The 22,495-nt window shown below is 34.5% G+C and carries 22 protein-coding genes; 8 read left to right on the top strand and 14 right to left on the bottom strand.

The features are described 5' to 3' along the window. The first annotated feature begins 45 nt into the window (after positions 1-45). Positions 46-435, top strand: coding sequence for a hypothetical protein (locus tag ACY2RU_RS10775; protein WP_490138466.1), 390 nt, complete (start codon positions 46-48; stop codon positions 433-435). 67 nt (positions 436-502) lie between these two features. On the opposite strand, the gene ACY2RU_RS10770 is transcribed toward ACY2RU_RS10775, so the two are convergent. The 3 genes from ACY2RU_RS10770 to ACY2RU_RS10760 form a co-directional block, all read right to left on the bottom strand. Continuing rightward, on the bottom strand, positions 503-1,003 hold the full coding sequence (locus tag ACY2RU_RS10770) for a hypothetical protein (RefSeq protein WP_490138465.1): 501 nt from the start codon (positions 1,001-1,003) through the stop codon (positions 503-505). Further along, positions 993-1,343, bottom strand: a complete 351-nt coding sequence (locus tag ACY2RU_RS10765; RefSeq protein ID WP_490138464.1) for a hypothetical protein — start codon at positions 1,341-1,343, stop codon at positions 993-995. The genes ACY2RU_RS10770 and ACY2RU_RS10765 overlap by 11 nt, the downstream gene beginning before the upstream one ends. A gap of 203 nt (positions 1,344-1,546) precedes the next feature. Next, positions 1,547-2,059 (bottom strand): replication protein, encoded by a 513-nt coding sequence (locus ACY2RU_RS10760; RefSeq protein ID WP_490138463.1) that lies wholly within the window; start codon positions 2,057-2,059, stop codon positions 1,547-1,549. 103 nt (positions 2,060-2,162) lie between these two features. Between ACY2RU_RS10760 and ACY2RU_RS10755 the strand changes: the two genes are divergently transcribed. The 5 genes from ACY2RU_RS10755 (at position 2,163) to ACY2RU_RS10735 (ending at position 6,596) form a co-directional block, all read left to right on the top strand. Further along, positions 2,163-3,134 (top strand): tyrosine-type recombinase/integrase, encoded by a 972-nt coding sequence (locus ACY2RU_RS10755; protein ID WP_490138462.1) that lies wholly within the window; start codon positions 2,163-2,165, stop codon positions 3,132-3,134. A gap of 390 nt (positions 3,135-3,524) precedes the next feature. Beyond that, complete coding sequence (locus ACY2RU_RS10750; protein WP_490138461.1) at positions 3,525-4,433, top strand: tyrosine-type recombinase/integrase; 909 nt, start codon at positions 3,525-3,527, stop codon at positions 4,431-4,433. A 41-nt stretch (positions 4,434-4,474) separates the two neighbouring features. Continuing rightward, on the top strand, positions 4,475-5,668 hold the full coding sequence (locus tag ACY2RU_RS10745) for a type IV secretory system conjugative DNA transfer family protein (RefSeq protein ID WP_490138460.1): 1,194 nt from the start codon (positions 4,475-4,477) through the stop codon (positions 5,666-5,668). Between the two features lie 68 nt (positions 5,669-5,736). Continuing rightward, the gene (locus tag ACY2RU_RS10740) at positions 5,737-6,108 is read left to right on the top strand and encodes a DUF7222 domain-containing protein (protein ID WP_490138459.1); all 372 of its coding nucleotides are present in this window, start codon (positions 5,737-5,739) and stop codon (positions 6,106-6,108) included. Continuing rightward, a complete protein-coding gene (locus tag ACY2RU_RS10735) occupies positions 6,105-6,596 on the top strand; it encodes a JAB domain-containing protein (protein ID WP_490138458.1) in 492 nt (163 codons plus the stop codon). The genes ACY2RU_RS10740 and ACY2RU_RS10735 overlap by 4 nt, the downstream gene beginning before the upstream one ends. A gap of 22 nt (positions 6,597-6,618) precedes the next feature. On the opposite strand, the gene ACY2RU_RS10730 is transcribed toward ACY2RU_RS10735, so the two are convergent. Further along, entirely contained in the window at positions 6,619-7,212 is a 594-nt protein-coding gene (locus tag ACY2RU_RS10730; RefSeq protein WP_490138457.1) for a tyrosine-type recombinase/integrase, read from the bottom strand. A gap of 547 nt (positions 7,213-7,759) precedes the next feature. Between ACY2RU_RS10730 and ACY2RU_RS10725 the strand changes: the two genes are divergently transcribed. Together ACY2RU_RS10725 and ACY2RU_RS10720 are read left to right on the top strand one after the other, a co-directional pair. After that, positions 7,760-8,674, top strand: coding sequence for an RHS repeat domain-containing protein (locus ACY2RU_RS10725; RefSeq protein WP_490138456.1), 915 nt, complete (start codon positions 7,760-7,762; stop codon positions 8,672-8,674). Further along, positions 8,664-9,185 (top strand): hypothetical protein, encoded by a 522-nt coding sequence (locus ACY2RU_RS10720; protein WP_490138455.1) that lies wholly within the window; start codon positions 8,664-8,666, stop codon positions 9,183-9,185. The genes ACY2RU_RS10725 and ACY2RU_RS10720 overlap by 11 nt, the downstream gene beginning before the upstream one ends. Positions 9,186-9,360: 175 nt before the next feature. Here ACY2RU_RS10720 and ACY2RU_RS10715 read toward each other — a convergent pair whose 3' ends face one another. The 10 genes from ACY2RU_RS10715 to ACY2RU_RS10670 form a co-directional block, all read right to left on the bottom strand. Further along, on the bottom strand, positions 9,361-10,488 hold the full coding sequence (locus tag ACY2RU_RS10715; RefSeq protein ID WP_490138454.1) for a type II secretion system F family protein: 1,128 nt from the start codon (positions 10,486-10,488) through the stop codon (positions 9,361-9,363). Then, positions 10,478-10,954, bottom strand: coding sequence for a prepilin-type N-terminal cleavage/methylation domain-containing protein (locus tag ACY2RU_RS10710; RefSeq protein WP_490138453.1), 477 nt, complete (start codon positions 10,952-10,954; stop codon positions 10,478-10,480). The genes ACY2RU_RS10715 and ACY2RU_RS10710 overlap by 11 nt, the downstream gene beginning before the upstream one ends. Further along, positions 10,941-11,267, bottom strand: coding sequence for a hypothetical protein (locus tag ACY2RU_RS10705; RefSeq protein WP_490138452.1), 327 nt, complete (start codon positions 11,265-11,267; stop codon positions 10,941-10,943). Before ACY2RU_RS10705 ends, ACY2RU_RS10710 begins: the two co-directional genes overlap by 14 nt. Further along, positions 11,255-12,523 (bottom strand): hypothetical protein, encoded by a 1,269-nt coding sequence (locus tag ACY2RU_RS10700; protein ID WP_490138451.1) that lies wholly within the window; start codon positions 12,521-12,523, stop codon positions 11,255-11,257. Before ACY2RU_RS10700 ends, ACY2RU_RS10705 begins: the two co-directional genes overlap by 13 nt. After that, positions 12,520-12,984 carry a hypothetical protein gene (locus ACY2RU_RS10695; RefSeq protein ID WP_490138450.1) on the bottom strand — a complete coding sequence of 155 codons (465 nt, stop codon included), beginning with the start codon at positions 12,982-12,984 and terminating at the stop codon, positions 12,520-12,522. The genes ACY2RU_RS10700 and ACY2RU_RS10695 overlap by 4 nt, the downstream gene beginning before the upstream one ends. 2 nt (positions 12,985-12,986) lie before the next feature. After that, positions 12,987-13,925, bottom strand: coding sequence for a hypothetical protein (locus ACY2RU_RS10690; RefSeq protein WP_490138449.1), 939 nt, complete (start codon positions 13,923-13,925; stop codon positions 12,987-12,989). Next, positions 13,925-14,599 (bottom strand): hypothetical protein, encoded by a 675-nt coding sequence (locus tag ACY2RU_RS10685; protein ID WP_490138448.1) that lies wholly within the window; start codon positions 14,597-14,599, stop codon positions 13,925-13,927. Before ACY2RU_RS10685 ends, ACY2RU_RS10690 begins: the two co-directional genes overlap by 1 nt. Positions 14,600-14,958: 359 nt before the next feature. Next, on the bottom strand, positions 14,959-15,591 hold the full coding sequence (locus ACY2RU_RS10680; RefSeq protein WP_490138447.1) for an outer membrane beta-barrel protein: 633 nt from the start codon (positions 15,589-15,591) through the stop codon (positions 14,959-14,961). Positions 15,592-16,701: 1,110 nt separating this feature from the next. Continuing rightward, positions 16,702-17,229: a hypothetical protein gene (locus tag ACY2RU_RS10675; RefSeq protein ID WP_490138446.1), complete on the bottom strand. Its 528-nt coding sequence runs from the start codon at positions 17,227-17,229 to the stop codon at positions 16,702-16,704. A gap of 12 nt (positions 17,230-17,241) precedes the next feature. After that, entirely contained in the window at positions 17,242-22,488 is a 5,247-nt protein-coding gene (locus tag ACY2RU_RS10670) for an RHS repeat-associated core domain-containing protein (RefSeq protein ID WP_490138445.1), read from the bottom strand. Positions 22,489-22,495: the final 7 nt, after the last annotated feature.

The raw sequence follows: 22,495 nt of genomic DNA, 5'->3' as shown, positions 1-22,495 counted from the left end.
CACAAGTGGGGTAAACCTCCATTGCTGTAACCAATTCATATTATTATGCAAGCAATTATTGATTTAGATCGAATGGTGGTTAACACCTTCGATAACAACTTAAAAAACACAGCAGTATATGGAAGAGTATTAGATATACACATATCGGATCTATGGACTATAACGTCAAAGGATCTTCCTGATATGAAAATAACTGGACATCTATATACATTTGCTGATATTGATCTTTGGAATGATTTAGTAGCAAGAGATGATCAGTTTCAGGTTTTTAGACTTGAAGATGACGCTTTGCTATATAATTTATTTCTTGAAGCATCTGAAAATATAGAGGATTTTACTACAAGAATCTCAGACTATATTGAAAAGACCAGCGGACTATTTCCTGATATAACTAAGGTTATTATTCATAGGAAAGATTGGGTTCAATTGGATTAAATAAAAAGGGATTATCTTACTGATAATCCTTTTTGTTCTTGTTTTAGTATGAAGAAACTTTCTATATTTATGAATTAATGAAATATCTTGCCACCCCCATCGAAACCGCTGAAAAAACAGCTTCAATATTTGGCTCTCGAGCTGGGTATTTTGGTTTTTCATACATCATTGGTTTTAGGGCATCAATATTACGAGTAAGGACGTCGGCAATCTCATATTTAGATTTCGCACCCCATCGCTGAAAAACTTCCCGGATTTGATTTCGAGAATAAAATTCAACAGGGATTTCTCTTTTCTTCGCCCAAGCAGCAATCGATCTGATAAGTTGTTTTGTCTGAGCCCCTTTACGGCAGTATTTACTTTTACATTCTTCAAGAACCAAAGTGGCTGGGCCGTGTATTTGCAAAACTTCCCGCATCAAGGCCAACAACTTGGAACTGTCCAATTTCTTTGGCGAAATCAGCCGCATTTCGCTTATCTGTAAAGCACTTTCCATAACCGCATAGCCAAAACCTCTCGTGTAGGGATATATGGCAATGGTTTTGGTTGGAATATGTTTAGTTGACATCTCCATAGGCTTCGTTGTTTAATCGATTGACAATTTTCGATAGAGATTCTATTCTATGTAGGCTCTTTGGAGATTGCTTTCTTTCGAGATTGGTAATTAGTGTTTCACTTCGCTCCACGAGCTGTGTATATAGGTTCGCATACAGATCTGTAAACATATCCTCTAGACGTGCTCTAAAGAGCATATGATAAATTAAGATAATCGTTACAGAAGGATCAATGGTATTACCCTCAACTTTTTTGAGGTTTCCGATATCAATTCCAATCAGGTATGCAAGATCTTGTAACTGGATTCCGGCCGCCGTTCTAATTTCGGCCAGAGTGTTTATTTCGTTTTTCATAGCAATGGGCGCTAGGGGTTATAACCAGCGCCTTTTGCATTATAACGGTAACTTGAAAAGTGGTATACTACCGCTAGTATGTCAACTTCTGTGGAGAGTTTGTGGATATTTCATAATTTACACTTAGAGCTACTTGGCTTGAATGCGTTAGCATTCATAACCCTATCAATTCTAATACGGAACCAAGCCATATGAAGGAGATTCTATGGCCTTTTTTCTACATCTGATTGTGGTAGCGGATTTCTGTTTTTAAGTACTTGTGCTATGCTTTGAATGTTTTTGTTTTGACCGTTAGTTTTGTAAAGGGTAGGTTTTGTATTGTGACTAATTTTCTTGTGTCCTAGTGAAGTATTTTGCCTCGCCTTATGAATATTTTTCAAGACTGCCGTACTACATTCATAATAGATCTTGTCTTGACCACGCCGCGCTAAAGGGGTTATAAGAACACTTCTTTGCTTGTTCGTTGCAACAATCAACTCTTTTTCTACTAAGAGCTGAATAGCATGGGAGACTGCTTTTCCAGATAGGCCTGTTTTGTTTCTGAAATACTTTTGAGAAATCCAATCCCGTCGCTTTCTAGTGCCATTGGAATCGACCCAGCCTAAAGTCTGACGGACAACCACCAATAATACCTTTAATTCTTTTTCGGATAATGTTTTTAAGATGACATCGAATACGGAGTTCGGAACCTGCGTTGATTGTTTTATATTATTCATCTCAACACTTTTTCAAATAGTACTGGGAAGATATAACACCGCCGCCCAAAAGTGGCTGCGGTGGTGTTATATCGACTTAATGAAAAAGAGTATGATGGCTTCCATGCCCAGTCCCCAAAAATCTACGCCGTATGTCACGAAAGAAAATCAATTACAACAACTGTTCAAGCTATACATTAGTGAATGTCGGTATACCAAACGATTGAGTCTACAGACCATTAAAGGGTACCAAGATGTCTTTAAAACCTTTCAGAAAATTATACCAGAGGTCAAAAATGTTGATGATTTACATCCACATGTTCTAAACATATTCTTCCAAAGATTAGGTACTAGAAAACGTCCTGTGGGTAAAAAAATTAAGATAGGAGTGAAGCCATCAACAACGAGCACCTATTTCAATAAGTTGATGGCCTATTTTAGATGGTTAGAGCTCAAAGAGTATATCCCAGAAGGCAGTGTGTCCAAAAAGATTGTTCGTCCACCTTCGCCAGTATATGATGATATTCGGTCGCTGACCGATAGCGAAGTAGCTAAAATAATATCCGCCATAACCCTTCACGAATCAGATAACACCTTTATCTATAAAAGAGACTTGGCAATGACTAGTACCTTTCTTTTCGCGGGAGTTAGAAAAGGGGAACTGCTCTCCCTGCGTGTCTCCGATATTGATTTTGAAAGCTCAACTATTTTTATCAATCACCTGACTTCTAAATCAACTCGTGATCGATATATTCCAATGCACCCAACGTTGCTTATTCATCTCAGGTCGTATTTACAAGAACGAAGAAACAAACCTTCAACATGTGAGTATTTATTCATTTCGAGCCAAAGTGATTCGGTCTTGACCGAACACGGTTTAAAACATTGGGTGAAAAAATATAAGAAACTCTCGGGAGTTGATTTTCATGTACACCGCTTCCGTCATACCTTTGCCTGTACCTTAGCAAAGACAGGAGTAGATATTACTAGCATCATGAAACTCCTAGGTCATACCACCTTACGAATGACTGAACGGTATCTGCGATCCATTCAATCGGAAGATGCAAGAAGCTTTATTGAAAAGATGGTCTTTTGACAAGATGTGGCTGTGTGATAGACTCTGATTGTCGACATTTTAATCATTAATTATCGATGTTTTTGTGTCACAATTTCTTCAGGAAAATCACTGAATTTTAGCAGCAGACGTGGTCGTCTGTTTGAGCCAACGAAATCGAAGCAATTCCTGAAATCGCCTTATAAAATAGGCTAATTTCTGGGCCTGTAGCTCATCTGGCTAGAGCGCGTCACTTGCACTGAAGCCCTATCGTACGCAAAGAGGTGTGTAACTTGCTATAAACCTTATATTTTGGGCTTTTAGGGAGGTTCAAGGATTCAAAAATCTTACTCGATGACTAACCACGTGCACAAAGGTGGTTGTCGTAAGAGGCGTTTCCGTAGAAATTGAGATGCGATGATATCACTCACTATGTCAATCGAAAACATACTTAATAAGTTTTGTCATTATCATCAATACCTTAAGGGATCGTCTCTTGAAACCGTAAAGCGATACCGAACCCAGATCTCGTTCTTTATTCGTTATTCAGAAATAAGCACTATTGAAGAGATTTCAAAAGATGTAGTACTTGCTTTTCTACTCAACGGTCGTGTTGAGCGTGATTGGTTGCCGAGTACTTTTCGTACCTACCACATGAGTCTGCATATCTTTTTTTCTTGGTGTATGGTTAACGATTATAGCAAGGAAGACTTCACTAAGGATATAGAACTACCACGAATACAGCGAGCACTTCCTAAGGGATTATCAAAAGAACATGCCGAGAAATTGTTGGAGATTATATTCAATCTACCCTATACAAGCGAATATCAGCGATATCGTAACCATGCTATTTTTGCCATGTTTATGTTTACAGGATTAAGGCGTGGTGAACTACTCAATCTCAAATTATCTGATGTAGATATTGAAAATCAATCGATTTTTGTGCGACTTGGCAAAGGAAATAAAGACCGTATCCTGCCCATGAGTAATACCCTCATAATCATACTTAGTCGTTATCTTTCCAAGCGTAAAAAGTACCGAAAGAGCTGTCCAGAATTTTTCACTTCTTCAGTGAGAAACACTGGTCTTACGAAACATGGATTAAAATATATAGTAGATCGACTTAAGAAGGCTTCAGGAATTAAATTTAACCTTCACGCATTACGTCATACATTCGCCACTTTTATGCTTGAGGGTGGATGTGACATTTATAGTTTGTCGAGAATGCTCGGTCATAGCGACATAACAACAACCACAATCTACCTTTCAGCAAGCGCTGAACACCTACGCAATCAAATCATAAAACACCCTCTGAACTCAATATCATTCTTTGGTAATTAGGGGTGTTATCCTAATACCAAAAGGGAAGCCATACTGCTTTGATGAAAGGTGATCCGAGTAAAATCAAATACTTTGCAAAAACGAATTTCCGAAGAGAAAACAAGGTATTTGGAATACAGGTTGAGGACATGCAATATCACTGCGCCGTAATCGGAAAAACAGGAAGTGGGAAAACTCACGTTTTAAAATCATTCATTCAGAATGATATTGACAATGGACGTGGCTTTTGTTGTTTCGATCCACACGGAGATTTGATTCAGTTTGTAAATTCTAAAATTCCAGCATGGAGAAAAAATGACGTTGTGTATCTGGATATCCCAAATCCAAATATGAATTTTGGTTATAACCCACTTAAAAAAGTGTCCTATGAAAAACGCAGCCTAGTGGCAAGTGGCATTCTTGAAGCCTTCGAAAATCTAAATAATGCTAACTCGTGGGGACCGAAGCTAAGTCATATTTTAAGGAATTGTCTCCTCGCACTTCTTGACTATCCAAAGCCAACGAACTTTTCAGATATTCTCAGGTTACTTCGAGATAAAGAATTTCGTAAAACCTGCGTGAAACATATTGTTAATGACGATGTGAAGGAGTTTTTTACAAAAGAATTCCCGCAATACAATCCAAAATTTGATTTTGTTCCCATTTATAACAAAATAGGTGGGTTTTTGTCTCATCCTGCAATAAGACGACTTATTGTTGAAAACCCAGATAATGTCTCAATGAGGAAGCTGATGGATGATTCTAAAATACTGCTCATTAATGTTTCAAAAGGGGCTATTGGTACGGATACCTCGAGGCTTGTAGGTTCTTTATTACTCACATCACTTGCCTCAGCAGGATTTAGCCGGATTAATATTTCAGAGCAGCAACGAGTGCCATTTACGTTGTACATTGATGAGGCACAGGTATATGCTAATTCTTCAAATGTGGCATCTATGTTAGAAGAGTTGCGTAAGATGAAAATCGTCTTGTGTTTGGCTTTCCAGCATCTTTCTCAATTAGAATCACCGTTAAGGGATAGTTTGTTCGCCAATATTGGGAATCTAATTGTATTTCGGACTTCTGCAAAAGATGGAGAATATCTATCGAAAGAACTATTTAAAGACTTTCAGCCTTTCACCTATGGCGATTTGGTGACGACTCCCAAATATCACATTATTGTGCGCATTATTATTGATGGACAGCCTTGCCAGCCGTTTACAGCAACTACGATTACTTATGATGATTACTTCTAAGTAGCGGTGTTATCCCGAAATTACGATGTAGCCCATACTGATTATGAATTAATCTTAATTACATAATCATGGAAACAGAAAAAATATGTCAGAAACTAAATCAGATTAAAAACGAAAAAGGGAGTAGCATCCGAAAGGAAGTAGCCCGAGAAGCTTTGTCTTATGTTAATAATGAACCCATTAGCTTTTTTTGCGATCTTCTTCAGCATGGGTGTATAAGTGGCATGGTTTCTTGCTTAATCTATTACAGAGATTCCCACGCATTTTTTCTTCGATATTATGATCAAATCGAAGAACTGAGAGTAAACAAGGAAGAGTTATTAGGAGAACCACTAAAACCTAGAGGGGATCTAATGAATTGGTATAGCTGGTTTGCGTTTGAAGAAACCTCAAGGGCAATGGCAGAAGAATTAGGAATCTTAGAAACTATACTGCCATGAAGAACTCAACAGATAAGGTTTCTCAGAAAATGCACGAGGTTAAAATAACCTACATACGCCCGGTTTATAGTAAAATGCCTACGGTGAAATGTTCAGCCGATGCGGATAAGATTTTACGGAAATCGATTGATATAGAAATTTTAGATCAGAAAGAACATTTTTGGGTTATGTTACTAACCAACAGTAACAGGGTTCTTTATATATCAGAGATTGGGAAGGGTGATATATCTGGAGTTTCAGTAAACGTTAGAGAAATATTTCAATTGGCACTAAAAGGCAATGCCACTAGCATAATTATTTTTCATAATCATCCTAGTGGCATATTGAAACCCTCAAAAACAGATCATGATATTACCCAGAATATCAACACAGTAGCAGCATTCCATTCCTTCAATCTTTTAGATCATCTCATCGTTACGAGCGAAGGATATTATTCGTTTTCTGATAATGGAAATATTCTGAAACCTGATAATACTCTGCCTTTTTAGGTGGAGTATTTTTTATGAAACATTAATAGTTTTCTAGCTTGGCATGTACTTTATCAATTTCTCTGTCAATATATACCTGAGCATAATGGACATATCGGTTAAATGAATCGCTATTGGAGCTGTGGCCACTAATTTTTCTAACCAGATGTTCTGGCATTCCAAGAATAAGAAGTGTTGTGATAGCGGTTCGGCGCATCATATGTGAGCTCATTTTATCACAAAACCTAACAAGGGATTTATCTGGATTGTTATACACGCTTTTGGCTTTACCCAATTGTTCTCGTGTAGTACTTATTGGTTGCGTAAAGCCAGCTTTTTCTCCAATATTTTTTAAAGTTTTATTGAAATTAAATAACGCAATTGGCCTAAACAACTTTTTATTAGTCGTCGTCGATTTATAAGAATTAAAAATTTCTACAACATATGATGGCAATTTAATAAAGCTATACGTTTTAGTTTTTTTTGATTTAATTTTTAGATACCAGTGATTTTCTTGTTTTTCAAAATTTCTAATTGTGAGTTGATAGATGTCTGAAAAACGCAGACCCGTTGAGCATCCAAATACAAATACATCCTTTATATCTTTCTGAATTACTGAGTGAATTGTGAAATTCATGATTGTGAATCATAAATTTTAGCTGTTCAGGAGACAATACCAAAACCTCTATTTGTTCTTTCCTTATATAGAACATTTTATGAAAATCTCCGATATTTTGATCTTTTTCCTGTTTTAAGTAGTTAAAGAAGGTTCGGATGACTTTCATATTCTGCCCTACATAATTGTCATGACAACCATTTGAGTAGAGATAGGTTGTAAAAGTCTTATAAAATTTCTTCCAGTAATTCTTTTCAGAACTGTATTCTCGTTTACACATTTTGGATATTTCGCAGACTCTTAATTCAAAATTTGTTTGTTCGCAGAATCGCAAAAGATTTTTAAGAACATATTTGTAATTCCGAATAGATGAATCCTTTATGCGCTCTCCATTTTTCTTCAGGCGTTTTCCAGTTTGATTGTCCGTTATGAATTTTTCAAATAACGGAATCAGTAATTGCGGCTTTTTCATAGAATAAAATTATTTAAGTCATTAATGAAAAGTAAGAGCCATAATGGTTCTTACTTTTATTGTATTTTTACCTTATAACGTCAAAATAGGCATAAAGTGATTCTTATAAAATCACGATACGTTCTTTTAAATCAAGGGTTGCGGACTGTAAGATTACTATCCCTTTGGATGCCAATGCCAGAACGTAACGATGAAGGAGAATATCGATACGCCTTCCAAGGACAGGAGAAAGATAGTGAAACGGGAATGGAGGCCTTTGAACTGAGGCTTTGGGATGCGAGAATTGGTAGGTGGTTGACTACGGATCCTGCTGGGGAATTTATATCGCCATATATAGGCATGGGAAATCGACCAACAGTTGCTATTGACCCAGATGGAGGTGATATTATAATTCTGAGTGATCCTGATGCCGCATTTGGATTTGGTCACCACGGAGTGCTCATCGGTAATGATCAAGATGGGTGGCGTTACGTATCTATAAATGGTACTGGAGATGGTGCTGCAGCATTTGGACATTCTCAAAATGCAGATTTAGGAAATATTCCCTATGGAAAGCCAGGGGCAAATGACTTTAGAGGGACAGGGTTAACAGCAGCAGAAGTAATTAACAAAGTTCAAAATACAAATGCTGAAGAACATCATAATTATAAAAAGTATGTAAGATATACTACTTCTAAAAATGAAGATAGTATTGCGTTCAATGCAGCTAGCCAAACTGCAAGGGATCCAAGATATGCAATTTGTGGTGATGGTTCTTCATGTATTGACCCAGGTCAAGATGCATTATTGAGTGTCTTTGAACACCGTAGAGGAGGTGAGTTATCCGAATTAGGTAGATATAACTTTGGATTTTCAGGAGTTGGTGCATTAGGGCCTAACGCTTGGTTTGATCAATTGTGGAATAATTTTCATCTCAATTTAAATGCGAACGGTATTTTTGGAAGGCGCTTAGAAAGACCTTTTGTTGTGACAACTGGTGAATTGAAACAAATCGGAATAGATGGAAATTAAAAGAATATTTAAAATGGCTATTATATTATTTGTTGCTTTTTTCACACTATACTTTGGATTAGGATACTTGAGTAGTGCTATAGGTTGGTATGGTTATAAAAAAAATGAATCTCGTAGAAGTACTTTTGGGAATATCCAAGAGTCCAAAGAAAGAGGAATATTTGTAAAATTATTGCCTTTTGAAAAAGAAAAAAAAGACACCCTACTTTTTGATGCCTATATTGAGAAAGCATTTCGCTATGGGTTACATAGTGCTTCTGACACAAGAATTATAGAAGGTGACCAATATAAATATCAAATTCCCTTTTATATTAATAAAAAATATAGACATATAACGTTTGATATAACTAACAAAAATTCTTTCGATTCAATTTATAATTATAATATTTTATTGAAAAAACCTTCTATTATAGATACCATAATCATAGAAGTAAAAAAATTTGATACAATTAATCGAAAGTGGTTCAAAATAAATAGTATAAAGGTATGGGATGATGAAATAAGAGATTAAAGTCGATATTTCATAAATTTTTTAAAAGCAATTTTATACTCAATACTAATAATCAAATTTTTGGAATGACTAACAATAATTCTTTTACAGGAGAAAACAAACCAATACGGTTTGGACCCGAAGATTTACAGTAAGTTAAAGTAGAAAAAAAGAAAATGTAGTCATTAACAAAGCTCTACCCAATCACACTACTAAGCTTAAACATTGGTAAATACATAGCTACTAGAATTACTCCAACTATTACTCCCACTAAAAGTGTCATTAGAAAATTTAGAACATTTGAAATAATTCCCCCCTCATACTTAAGTGCTGTGCTGTATTGATCGTACAGCTTTTGAAAAATATACTCAGTTTGATTGGTTTCTTCAGCGACAGTTAAAAGCGCAATCATTTTCTTGTCATATAATTCATGTTTAGCAAAACTTTCATACAGTTTAGTCCCTTGTATGAGGTCTTTTTCGATAGCTATTAATGACTTTTCAAGTGGATAAAAACGAATCATTCTTCTTGCTAAATAAATGCCACTAACCACTGGAATTTTGGCATTTGTAAGAAGTGCCATTGCTTGAGTAAATTGTATTAAATAAATCTTCCTTATATAATTTCCTAGCACAGGAATTTTAAGCTGGATAAATCCAATAATTTTATAATAAAAGCCTTGCTTTGAAAGCCATTTCATAACTATGACGAAGGCTAACGTCGATAAAAGTACGACGAGTCCGTGTTCTTGAATAAAAGTAGAAGCATTAATTATTTGTCGTGTTATCCACGGGAGTTCTACTTTATTTTGTTTGAAAATATCTTCAAACATGGGTACAACATATTTGAGCATGAAGATGATTACGAGAAAAGCTGTAAGCATTACAATGGCTGGATAGGTCAAGGATGTTATTAATTGCCTTTTTAGCTCCGTTTTCCTATGAAAATACTCTCTGAGATCTTCTGTAATTTCCTTTAACTGCCCCGTTTGTTCTCCGATTGCAACGGCATTGTATTCATAAGGTGAGAAATGTTTATTTTTCTCTAAAACTTCGGATAATGAACTTCCAGTGACAATTCCTTTTGAAATATCAATAATTAACTTTTGGTCTTTAGCCTTTTTCTGCATATCAGAAATCAAGTCCAAAGATCTCTTAAGATTTACTCCAGAATTAAGAAGAACACTAAGTTCGCCATAGAATTGTTCCTTGGCTTTGTTTGAAAAATTACCACCAAATAAATTGATTTCTTTATTCAAGAAACTTGTCTTGTTCTTGTTTTCAGAAACGGTCTTATTAGATATATTTTCAAATTTAATTCCCATACATAGACATATTTATAGTTGCATCATTTAGTTTATAAATAAAAAGAAAAGAACCTGTTAGATCTTCAATAAATTCAATTTTTATTGCATCTACAAGCCCTTGCTTAATTTGGTTGCCGTTGTTAAGAATACTGATTTCAGTTTTTTCGGTCAAAAGTGTGTCTACTCCACGTATAATTATTTCTTCTTCAAATGTATAGGTTATTGAGTCCAATGGATTTCTTAAATGTAGCTCTTGATTATTTTGGTGATAATAAACGGTGTGAAATCGATTAAAATCAACTGTAAGTTGTTGTTCTAATAGATTTCGCTTGGTTGAGTTGTTATAATTATTCCCAATGATCTGCGTATTCTTTGTAAAAAGGGTAAGAATGGTAAATGCTAAACCCACCACAATTGAAGTAATAACCATTACTAGTAACATTTCTGTAAGGGTAAAAGCTTTTATTTTTTTAAAATGAATCATCGTTCAATACAGTTTGAAACTCTTTTTGATTTCTTTTATTAACTGAATTCATTATAATTCTATCATTTGATGATTCAATCGATATTTCCCAAAGGTCAGTTGCTTCAAAATATGGGATTACTATTTTTTCATGAAGTGTCATGTATGTAACTTCTTTTAGGCGGTTCTGTAGTGGAGTATTATTCCCTTTGACAACTCCCTTAAAAACATTGTTTAAACTAAGGCTGGCAATTGCAAATATGGTAACAATTATTACAGAGGCAATTAGTGTTTCAATCAAAGTACCTGCTCTAATCTTATTTAATATAACCATTTAGCAATGTTTTTTTCGTTATGCTCAAGAGGTAGACCTGCGTAGTTATTTGGAACATCATTCCCAAATATACGACCATTTAGAATATGGTTCATATATCTAGAACCTGCAATTTTAGCCACAAAACGATTGGTAAATGCAGCACCTAAAATGGTACCTAAAAGTTCAGTATTTCCATCACAATAAATACTGCCTTTGAGAATTGTATTTTCAGCGATTTTAATATTTGTTTCTGCTTTAGATTTATGCGTTTGGATTTTACTTTTATCAGATAAATAGATGACATTTCCGTAGATCATAGAATTTTCAGAAATGTAAATAGGCTCCATTCCCTCATTAGGAGGGAGATCTCTGCTTACAGTAGAATCAATCAGAACAAGTGAGGATGGATATAGCAATTGTACATTTTCTTCAACCAAAATTGTCTCATTCGCTACAAAATGGGCACTCCCAGAAAAACCGCTTTTAATAGTAATTTTTGGCGCAACAATTACAACTTCTGTTAATTTGGAGTTGGATGAAATTATTATTTCTGTTTTACTGATTATAATAATATTTCCAATGTAGCTTTCAGAAAGAAGTATTGGTCCTTCCTCGAAAAAAAACTGCTTCTTTTCAAAAAACGAATTTTGATTGTTGTATTTTCTCTCCACTAAAATATCATTTGCTGTTGGGCGATATTTCAAAAGGTTCTCTGTTTCCCTAATCCATGAGGAAGATAATTTTGGGAGTGAGTTGCTACCTGTAGATATTGATCCACTAACAAGGTAATTTTTCTTATAGGCATTTGCACCTAGAAAAAATGGTTTAATGCCTTTAATCGAGAGATATACATTACCTTCAATTTGAGTGTTGCCGGCTATAGTAAGGGGTAGTTCATCATCCGAAACCAGTAAACTTATTTTTGGAGTCGTTCCTGCATTTCCAATGAGAGCTATTTTTTGGAATGTCTTATTCTTTGTCTTTGCCGTTGAAGTTAATCGCACATAGCCGCCCCAAGCATCCTTTTTGACAATTAGTTCGTTAAGATTATCTTGAATGTAAATCGAATCTTGAAATGTGCTCAAAGGATTAAGACCATACCGAATGCCTTTGTTTGAAGTATCAATGGTTTCAAATAGAAGCTGCGATTGAATTTGAAAAAAACTGCGTGTATTTGATAAGGCTATGAATGAACCCAGTAGAATTAAAACAATGGTTGCAACCAATATTGCAAACTGCATGGCAGAGCCTCTTATTTTTTCTAAAATATTCACATTATAGGAAATTCTTTGGATGCTTTGTCGTACTTAATAACAACCTTTTCTGAGGAGCCTGAAACAAGTTTAATTCTCTCAATAGTATCTCCTTTTTTAAGTAAATACTGTTTGCCATTCACTTGGAGAATATAGATGCTGGTTGTGGAGTTATTATCAGAAACTAAACCAAAGTAATTAATCTGTGGCCACGGTGTAGCTTCTTTTTTAACTGTAGAAACTTTGGAACTTATTCTCTGTACTTTCTTTTTTATGTACACGGTTCCTAAAAATGGGTCACTTGTAATGGGAAGCAAGGAAAAAGTATCTTTTGGTTTTATTTGGGGGGCAACAAATTTACTTGTTATCGTAGAAAATCCAGCATGTGATGGATTTAGCGCACTTACTATTTTATAAATAAGTACACCCCATAACAATACCACTAAAGGCAGTAAAATTTTTATGTTTTTATTATTTTTCAACTCTATTGATCAACTGTGAAATCAAAAGTATTACTCACTGAACTTTCATTTCCTGCGGCATCAAATGCCTTCATATTCCAGAAATATTGGCCATTTTCTAACATCGTCTCAAACGGTGATGAAACCGCTTCTTTTAGAAATAAGTCTGTTAATTGCATATCTCTATATACATACAAACTATCGCTTTCTTCACTTCCTTCAATTAGCTCCCGTGACCATCCAAAGGAAACAAGTTGATCATTTAAAGTAACACCGCTTGCTGGGGATGATAAAGATTGAGTATTCGGTGATACGGTATCAACCAAAATATTTCTCGAAGAATATAATGTACTTTGGTTATCATTTTCTGCTCTCACTTTCCATATTAGTTGACCATCGTCAAATTCTAATTGAATAGAAGTATTAGCTGTTGTTTCACTAGTTAACTCATTCCCAGAACCATCTACTATTACAATTCTGTAAACAGATGCATCTGGAACAGCTTCCCATTGAAGTTGTTGAGAAGCACTATTTGTGATCAAATCATTTTCTGGAGATATAAGTAACACGACGTTATTAGAAAAATCATCAACAGCAATTACACTAAAAGAAGCTGTAGTAAATGCTGTCTCATAATTACTATTTTTAGCACGGACTCGCCATTGGTAATCACCCGAGACCATATTCAGTTGACTTGTAGTTATAGAATCAATTTTACTGAGGACTAATTGATCAATGTTATCAAAATTAGGGCTTGCCACTTGAATCTCATAACTTGTAGCATCTTCAATAGCCTCCCAATCAAAGAACACAACATTAGTCGCGACTTCAGAACCATTACTTGGCGCTATTAAAGTTAAGTTTTTATCACTGATGTCAGTTTCAATTAAAAGACCACCATCTTCACAAGAGAAACTAACAAAAATTGATACAACTGCGATTATATGTTTTAAATTAAACATTAAAATTTAATAGCGTTTTTACGTTCGGCTTTACGAGCAGATTTATAACTTTGAGAATTACAATTATCTCCTATTCCAACTAAATCCAGAATTTCGACTTTATATCCTTTAGAATTACCCCAACAAAAACTGGAAGCAGTAATATCAACAATCTTACCTTGACTAAATTCAATGTAGTTCGGTTTTTGTGCTTCATATCTTAACTCAATTGAAAGCGTTTTTTCTTTATTTTGAACAAGATACAATTCATTAGCAGATTCGATCTGCTCACGAATATTGTCTGGAAGTTTAATGGTAACTTCTGTAATGATTTGGGAGTTATTGCTATTTTTTAAAAAATCAAGTAACTCTCTATTGTTATTTATCTGATTAATTAACGAAAACTGATCTAGAACTTTCAATGTAAGTAGCTTTTCGTTTGATTTTGGATCAGTAATCGAGTCATTTTTAATAAAAATTTTACGCTTAGAAAACTCAATCTTCTCAAATTTAACTCGAACAGGAGAAACTAGTTTGGGTACTGTCTTATCATCTTCAATAGATTGTAATAAAAAGTCACGATATTCTCCAATAGTACCTAACTCAGGGAGAGCCTTCGTTGTTTTTGTCTCATACTTAATGGCATTACAAGAGAAAAGTACAAAACAAAATAATAGAACAATTATCGATTTCAATACAATGGTGTTTAACACTAAAATACATTATTAGAGTATCGTATACAAGCCAATCCCGATATTATCCAATTTAATTTTTTAAAGCTTTGATCAGTGATACTTAATCTGTCCAAGTATATAAATCTAATCTCTATTTCCTAACCTACTCTGTAATCTGTGGCTACCTATTAGGAGCCCACACTATGCCGATGAAATTGGTAACTTTTGATGGAGATGCAAGTTTTACTTCCTCAGTAATAAATTTCTAGTTTTTGCTCAAAAATTCTTGCTTTTCCCTTAAAAATACTTGAATGAAATACGGCTATTAATTCTCTTTTTTTTCTAGATTGACGAACTTGTTGGTTAAATACGGGAAATGTTTATTCATCTTTTTCCCATAAATAGAGACTTATTCCAACTCCCAAGCCAAAACCACTAGAAACAAATCTCGTGTTATTTTGGTTATCTTCTTTTGGAGTATTTGATGAGGATAAATAACTAACCCCTACATCTATTGAGGCTTTCTCATTTAAAAAAATTGCAACACCGCCTTCAAAGGAATATAAGAATGTGCCTGTTTTTGAAGTATATGAAAATTCAGAATTCTCACCAATGTTTTCAAATTTGGATGAACCTACCCCTGCCCTGGCTTGGAGGTAAGGTTTCGTTTTGCTTTGACCGAAGTAATAGCGTGCAAACGGTGCTATGGCAAATGAATTACTCTTCGCCTTGTCTCCAGTTACGGTGCTTTTCTCAGAAAAATAAGAATAATTTATACTAAGACCTCCCACCAAATTATCTGCCAAAAAGTACCCAAATCCTGGCGACACGGACATATTGGTGTTTTCAGTGTTCTTCCGTTCAAGATCATCAGACTTTATTTTAGAATTAGTAAAGTTTGCACTGAAAGTTGAACTTCCATTAATAAAAAAGGTTCCCTTGTCTGTTTGAGCCGTAATGATTGACGTCCATGCCATGGTAAGTATTAGTAAAATATAATGAGTTGTTTTCATCTAATATAATTTTGTGGATATTTAGCAAAGGCTAATTTAGAAGAATAATTAGAGAAGTACTAAATACTTGACATAATTATTATCTATCATTCTACTCTGACATTAAATTAAGATTGAATTCGTTAAGTTATTGAATGGAGCAAACTTTAAGCGAAATATAATCTAACGTTACTGCTTAAAAAATTGTTAAGTTTTTTTCAAATTTTAATAAGGGCTACTGAAAGATATAAGTCGCCTTATGAAATATTGCTCAACACGCTGTCTAAATGACAATAGGTTTGTCAAAGTTATAGTACTGCTAGTATAGGCACTATCAATTTGACAGATTGGTTTTTTTAACATTTTAGAAGTTTTACTATCAAAATTCCTTTTGTATTTACTATGAATTGTTGTCGGATAAAAGTCGGATTGTTCCCTTAAAATTTTATCACCAGTCATATAATATTTATAAATATTAATTGACAAGCCAATGAGACTAGGAACTTTATCCTTTATAAACTTACGATTAGGAAAGATTTTCTTTTTACTAACTTCTTTTTCTTCGTTTAGAAGATTGTCAAAAGAACTATTCGCGGTCTCCCAAAACAGGATTAAATGATTTTTGTATGATCCGTATCCTATATAATTATTGTTACAATAATCTTCAAGATGAGAGTATTCGTCAACTATAAGAAAGAATTCTGTGTTAGATTTTTTATAACGATAAACATATCGTCTGGCTGTACCTTAAGGCCTGTAAGGTTTAAAGATTGTTGTAATTCTCTATCAATAGGAGCTCCCAAAGGAATATCGACACCGGCGGTAGATATCGAAAAAAACTGGCACAGCTCCTAATACTTTTATTGCTTACTTACCTGGCGAAAACGATAATGCAGCGCTTTTCAAAAACCCAGAGATATTGAAACGCTTTCAGGATATAGAAGAGTTTAACGAGGAAGAACGCAAGTATATTCTCTACACTATTGATGCACTTATTAAAAATGTAAAACTTAAATCCATCGCATAAAAAAAGCTGCCTCTTACAGTAGTTCTTATAACTTATCTTTTTGCTTATTCAATACGCCACTAGTTACAAACTAGGGCTAGCAGGGGGGATTAATATATCTGTTTTTAATCCGGTAATAATAGTTCGACAATTTTTGTTTCATCATCTAGTAAAATAATTAGGTTTTTACCTTTAAGGTCATAATCTTTTATGTTTTCATCATATGTTGATTTTTTTTCTAAAACACCTTTTTTATTAATTATATTGATACTAAATTCTTCAATAACAATAATTTTATTGCTAGTAGAGTATATATCCATAACTGGAGTTAAATTATAAATCCTTTGTATTTCATTATAATTTGAATCTATAACTATTGTTTCTTCACCAGTAGTATATGCAGTAAAATTCAAGTCATTAGAATAAAGGAAAAAAAGATCATTTTCCTCTTCATCACTACTAAAAGCCAGAATAAACTCATCAGAGTTTAATAATGAATCAATGCCTTCATAAGAATAAATATATGATTTGTTTTTAGATATATTAATAGACTTATGCTTGAAAGATCTTTGCTTATTATAGTTGTCAAATTCCATAAGATTTCTGAATTTTTGAAATCTATATTGTATATTATTAATTACTAATTTAGCCATTATCAAATATTATTAATTTCCTGCCTTAAGTATTACTGATCTTAAGATTTTATCTTGCCATACACTTATAACTTTAACTCCTCCAGACCTTCCCATAAGAAAAGATTCTCTAGTCGTGAACCCACCAGCAGATTTAGCTATATTTGTTCCATCTTTTAATACAGAATTAAAATGATTTGCCAATAAAGTTCTTCCTGCATTATTGTCAAAAATATCTATATCATTTAAAACTTTTAACATAGCTTTAGATCTTTGCAGGTTATGTAATCTTCCTGTGGCTTTTCCGAAAACAAAGTCTAATTTTCTCCCAAGATCCGCTCCTTTTTTTGACCCACTAATTAAACTTGCTCCTTTTCCTATCAGAGCCCCTGTTGCATAATCAACTGCTCCATAGGCCGCTCCTTCCATTACGTTATATGCAGAATATGGATTTCCCAAATTCGTATAGTTGGCATACCTGTTTCTAGTAAATTCTAAATCTTTATAAAACTGATCCCATTGCTGGAAAGTTGCTTGTCGCTCAGAAGCTGTTCTATTATCGGCAGAAATTGTATGCCTAGTTGCAGTAACTGTTACCACTTCTAATTGATAGTCAGCTTGGAAAAGAAAATTATTATTTTCATCAAAATAAGCATCGGTCTGAGTTGGACCATTAAATTGTTCAAATCCATCTGGACAAGGAAAAGAGTTCCCATCAGCATCAATACAAGCAAACCCTCCGTCAGGATCAATTACACTAACTGGATTATTCCCCATCCCTAAATAAGGCGAATGAAACTGACCATAAGGGTCTGGGCTCAACCATCTTCCGATCCTCGCATCCCAAAGTCGCAGCTCAAACGCCTCCATGCCCGTTTCTGCATCTTTTTCCTGCCCTTGAAAAGCGTATCGATATTCTCCTTCATCATTACGCTCTGGCATTGGCATCCCAAAGGGATAGTAATCTTTGCGGGCCAACATGATTGGGATATTTGAGGTTGTTACATCAACTATTTTAACATTATCTAAATAATAGTTGTTTTGAGATCCAGGGAATGGTGAGGTTGCAAGCCTGAAGTTTAAATATACATTTCCTGTCGATAAGGCCGTATAAGTAAAAGTAAATTCACCATTGGAACTTGTACTATTGATAGCTGTAGTTGGTGCACTAGGACTGTTGCTTACAAAATATTGGAAACTATTTATGGTTTCATCCAAATCTAGTTCAAATCTTATGCTATAGGTGTTTCCCGCGGTGACAGGAAAAGTTGCACTTACGTCATCAGGCGTATTGTTAACCGCAGAAACCTTAAGTCTTTGGCCAACTACCTGTAAAACCGTATTTTGCGTGTGAGTCCAAGTAGGAACAATACCATTGCCAAAATCTTCATCTAATACGGTAATTACATTACCATCTCGTTTTATAACTGCTCGTACATTTCCCAAATGGTCTGTCATTTGGTACTTGAAAATATTATTCTGATCAGCAACGCCAAGTCTAGATATACCATATATAGGAAACTCTGTAGTAACGATTGGTTTTGTTCCTGTTGGAATGGTGTAAATCGCTATGGCCTGTCCAGAAGCATCTCTAACATAAAAAGTCTCTGGTCCAGAAGTAGATTGATAACTAGTGCTTTTCAGTACTCGATGACCCCTATCATTATAAAAGATAGATATGCCTTGATCACTTCCAGAAACCGTAGAATTAACTGACTTCACAAGACCGTTTGCATAATAATTATATGCGATTTCATCTTGAGTGTTCGCGACAAGTTGCCCAATACTATTGTATATGTACGTATCTGGAATTTGATCCTTAATATCTCCTACATCTTCGGGCGCGGTAGAAGCATCGTCTACATGACTGAGTTGGTTTTTATTTGAATAATAGTTGTAAGACAATACATCCATTGAATTACTGCTAGCTCCAGAATCTTTATTTCTATTTAATGAAAGAATATTTCCATTAGAGTCATAACTAAGATTAGAAAGATTATAATCATTATTACTATTCTGAGTAAAAGCACCACCATTTGAAAAAACTCCGAATGTGGCTCCAGTCAACCAATTATTTTTATTATAGGTAAATTGATAACCCGTATTTGCTGAAAGCCCAGTAGTACCCCAACGCGTTGATTTAATATTTCCGTCATATCTGTCCATACCATCACTAGTAGCATTGATATTGGTTCCTTGTCTGGAATAATCATCTTTGTGGTAATCTATAACAAGGCCGAATGCATCATTCTGATCTTCTCCAGGATCATACGTATTGGACAAACTAGGATGGTTTATTGCTTTTAATTGACCATTTAGATTATAGACGTAATCTATTCCTTGCAAACCTTCAGCAAGAATCACTCTCTTTAAAGCTCCTGTTTCATAATAACTATAATTAGCGTGTTCAATATAATTAAGATTATCCCTGGAAGTCTCAACTGTAATCAATTGACCCACATCATTATATAGGTATTTGTGAGTAAATCTATCAACAGCATCATCCCTTTGATATTCAACTCTGGTAACTTGTCCAGTTGCATCATCATACGTGTAGTCTACCGTTTTAACACCTAATCCGTTAATATACATAAGCATCCATTCAACACGTCCATATACATCATAACTGTACCATGTCGTACTTGTAGATGGATTTTTTGTCCAAGTTTTAGAGACATTTCCTGCTAAATGCCTTTGGTCTCGAGATGCAACTTGAGGGTTAATGACATCATTAATTCCACTTACATCAGCTATGTCGTATGATGTAAAAATCTGTTCTTTGCACGTAGTGGGGTCAACGATCCAATCATCTACCGGAGGTGGGGTTGTAGTTGTAGTAGTGCTAAGTTCATTCATTACCATGTTACTTACCACAGAATTTTCCGTATAAAGAGCCCCATCAACATACAATTCAGGAAAACTAGGAGCAGTGCTAGACCAAGGGTTCATTTGATAAAGTACTTCGTCATTTTTTTTAAAGAAGATAGTATTGTTGTTTCGTTCTATGCTAAATGTATCTGAATCCATATAAGGTGATGCAAAGCGCATTTGTGGAGTACCGTTGCTGTAAACATCAACTTGATTATTTGCAAAATATAAGGCATAAGGTACTGTAGTATAACTACCATCTATATTAGTTTCAGAAAGACCAACAAGGCCTTCCGTATTCTGAGAAAATTGGAATTCTAAACTAAAATTACTCGTACCTGTATTTTCGTTCGAATAAAAGCCAGAGTTGTTCCAATTGGTTTCTCCAATTTTTGTTATGATACCGCTACCCGAAGATATACTATCTTGAACCGCGAATGCAGGAATACCAGTTGAAATTGTTGGAAAAAATGGCACTTCACTTTCACTAACACCACTCTCAATAGGCCTTCCTTTATCATCATAATTCGTGTATGAAAATTCATCATTTGCAGCTTGTAAGGTATTTCTAGAAAATCTTATTTGACCATCCTCACGATATACAAAGAATGCCGATCCTTCATCGGGACTAGATGTATTTAGTAATTCTCCCGACGCATTGTAGTAATATGTAGATGCAAAGGCATGCGTAGGGGTTCCAGTGCTTAAATCATAGGCAGAAGCATGAAAACCTATAGGTTGAATGCTTTTTTTCAAGTAACCTGCTTTATCATAATAATTTAAAGAATAGTCATAGTAATTTACATTATATTTAATCCCTTTAGAACCAGCATCTCGATTAATGTCGCCGCCAGAAGTTATATATGTTTTTCCATTTCCGGGACTGGGATGGCTTATTCTATAAAAATTTCCTGCGCTTATGTCAATATAATTTGATAATATTTCACCAGTTCTCAAGTTTTGGATGGTATATTCAGTTCCCCAACCAAATAATTCGAAGCTTGTGTCCCAATTAGTAGGAATATGTACATCTATGTAGCCTTGTTCACCCATGACATATTTAACTTCATAAGAAGTATTTCCTCCTGAACGGGCTGCTGCTAATAATTTTCCTTCGGAATCAGAAAAACTTACCGATTCATTACCGTGAGCATCTATTGAAACGGTTTTGAAAATTTTTGCAATTACTTCTTTTCCATTTGAAGTAACTGGCCCATCAAAATAATTCTGCCCAAATGCATAATACATTTCCTGAGCAGCTGGCATTGTGTGCGAATAGCCTTGTGGAAACTCATCTAAAAGACCATCTTCAGTATTATTGTTATTTACATCTAATGTCTTACCTCCAACAACAGCGCGTACTTTTCCTGGATTTAGTTCATCATATACTGTTCTTGAATAAGGTCTATTGGTGACATCCTGAAATGTTTCTGAATTATTATTGTTACTGTAATAATAACCTAAAGAACCAGGTATATTAGACCGTACTTTTGGAGGTCCTTCAGGATCCCATTCTATACCACTAGTTGTAAGTGGTTGTCCATCATGATTTTTAATTATGAAGTCTTCCTTAAAAGTAAAGTCTTGTGTGGTACCCAGAAGGGGTTCCCCGAGCGTTTGTAAAGCTGGTCTACCTTGATAATCATATCGAGTTTCATTGACCCACGTTTTATTCGTTTTGAAATCTCGAGATTGAGACTGTGTGAATTTTCCTAATGCGTCAAAGTATCCTACGGAAGCACTTCTCAGTGCTTTACTATTATCAAACGATTTTGAAAAAACCCAATTCTTATCATCATCGGTGACTAGTATGGATGGTGTTGTGTCGACAGTTCTGTAACCATCAGTACTAATATCAAATGAAAAATTATTTGTTGCAGTTCTCAAAGAAATACGTCCATCATCAATAAAGTTATCTGTAATAAAATATTCATTCGTATTAAATTTTAATAGGATTTTATTATTTTCTATTTTTTCAATTCTGAATATATCTAAATTATTTAGTGTTATATTTTCTAATATAGCTATAATGCCGTTAGGGCTACTAATATTGATCGTTTGATTTGTAGCTGAGTAAGTAATTGAATAACTATTTGCATGCACTTCAGCAAGGCTAAAGCTGTTTTCAAAAGTAAAATATAGTGATAGAAAATCTATCTCAGATTGTGGCGTAATGGCACTATTATCTAAATTGAAATTAGTTAATTCAACATACCCCATATCGTTGGAAGGTAAATCACTTTGAGATAAAATATATGATTCATTTCCTGAAGTAATATTACTTGATAGAGTATTACTTGTTGCATTATAATTAAATGAACTTATTTCACTCCAAACAATTTCCTGCCCATGTGTATGGATTGAAATTGATAGACAAAGCAATAAGAGAATGTGTATATATTTTCTAGTCATGTTTATC

Source organism: Ulvibacter sp. 2305UL32-6 (assembly GCF_058148545.1).
This window is presented reverse-complemented; position numbering and strand designations above follow the sequence as displayed.

What these genes read in the sequence shown, in the direction of transcription:
- ACY2RU_RS10775 (WP_490138466.1), top strand. Translation starts at nt 46, where the DNA reads ATGCAAGCAATTATTGATTTAGATCGAATGGTGGTTAACACCTTCGAT.
- ACY2RU_RS10770 (WP_490138465.1), bottom strand. Translation starts at nt 1,003, where the DNA reads ATGTCAACTAAACATATTCCAACCAAAACCATTGCCATATATCCCTAC.
- ACY2RU_RS10765 (WP_490138464.1), bottom strand. Translation starts at nt 1,343, where the DNA reads ATGAAAAACGAAATAAACACTCTGGCCGAAATTAGAACGGCGGCCGGA.
- ACY2RU_RS10760 (WP_490138463.1), bottom strand. Translation starts at nt 2,059, where the DNA reads ATGAATAATATAAAACAATCAACGCAGGTTCCGAACTCCGTATTCGAT.
- ACY2RU_RS10755 (WP_490138462.1), top strand. Translation starts at nt 2,163, where the DNA reads ATGCCCAGTCCCCAAAAATCTACGCCGTATGTCACGAAAGAAAATCAA.
- ACY2RU_RS10750 (WP_490138461.1), top strand. Translation starts at nt 3,525, where the DNA reads ATGTCAATCGAAAACATACTTAATAAGTTTTGTCATTATCATCAATAC.
- ACY2RU_RS10745 (WP_490138460.1), top strand. Translation starts at nt 4,475, where the DNA reads ATGAAAGGTGATCCGAGTAAAATCAAATACTTTGCAAAAACGAATTTC.
- ACY2RU_RS10740 (WP_490138459.1), top strand. Translation starts at nt 5,737, where the DNA reads ATGGAAACAGAAAAAATATGTCAGAAACTAAATCAGATTAAAAACGAA.
- ACY2RU_RS10735 (WP_490138458.1), top strand. Translation starts at nt 6,105, where the DNA reads ATGAAGAACTCAACAGATAAGGTTTCTCAGAAAATGCACGAGGTTAAA.
- ACY2RU_RS10730 (WP_490138457.1), bottom strand. Translation starts at nt 7,212, where the DNA reads ATGAATTTCACAATTCACTCAGTAATTCAGAAAGATATAAAGGATGTA.
- ACY2RU_RS10720 (WP_490138455.1), top strand. Translation starts at nt 8,664, where the DNA reads ATGGAAATTAAAAGAATATTTAAAATGGCTATTATATTATTTGTTGCT.
- ACY2RU_RS10715 (WP_490138454.1), bottom strand. Translation starts at nt 10,488, where the DNA reads ATGGGAATTAAATTTGAAAATATATCTAATAAGACCGTTTCTGAAAAC.
- ACY2RU_RS10710 (WP_490138453.1), bottom strand. Translation starts at nt 10,954, where the DNA reads ATGATTCATTTTAAAAAAATAAAAGCTTTTACCCTTACAGAAATGTTA.
- ACY2RU_RS10705 (WP_490138452.1), bottom strand. Translation starts at nt 11,267, where the DNA reads ATGGTTATATTAAATAAGATTAGAGCAGGTACTTTGATTGAAACACTA.
- ACY2RU_RS10690 (WP_490138449.1), bottom strand. Translation starts at nt 13,925, where the DNA reads ATGTTTAATTTAAAACATATAATCGCAGTTGTATCAATTTTTGTTAGT.
- ACY2RU_RS10680 (WP_490138447.1), bottom strand. Translation starts at nt 15,591, where the DNA reads ATGAAAACAACTCATTATATTTTACTAATACTTACCATGGCATGGACG.
- ACY2RU_RS10675 (WP_490138446.1), bottom strand. Translation starts at nt 17,229, where the DNA reads ATGGCTAAATTAGTAATTAATAATATACAATATAGATTTCAAAAATTC.
- ACY2RU_RS10670 (WP_490138445.1), bottom strand. Translation starts at nt 22,488, where the DNA reads ATGACTAGAAAATATATACACATTCTCTTATTGCTTTGTCTATCAATT.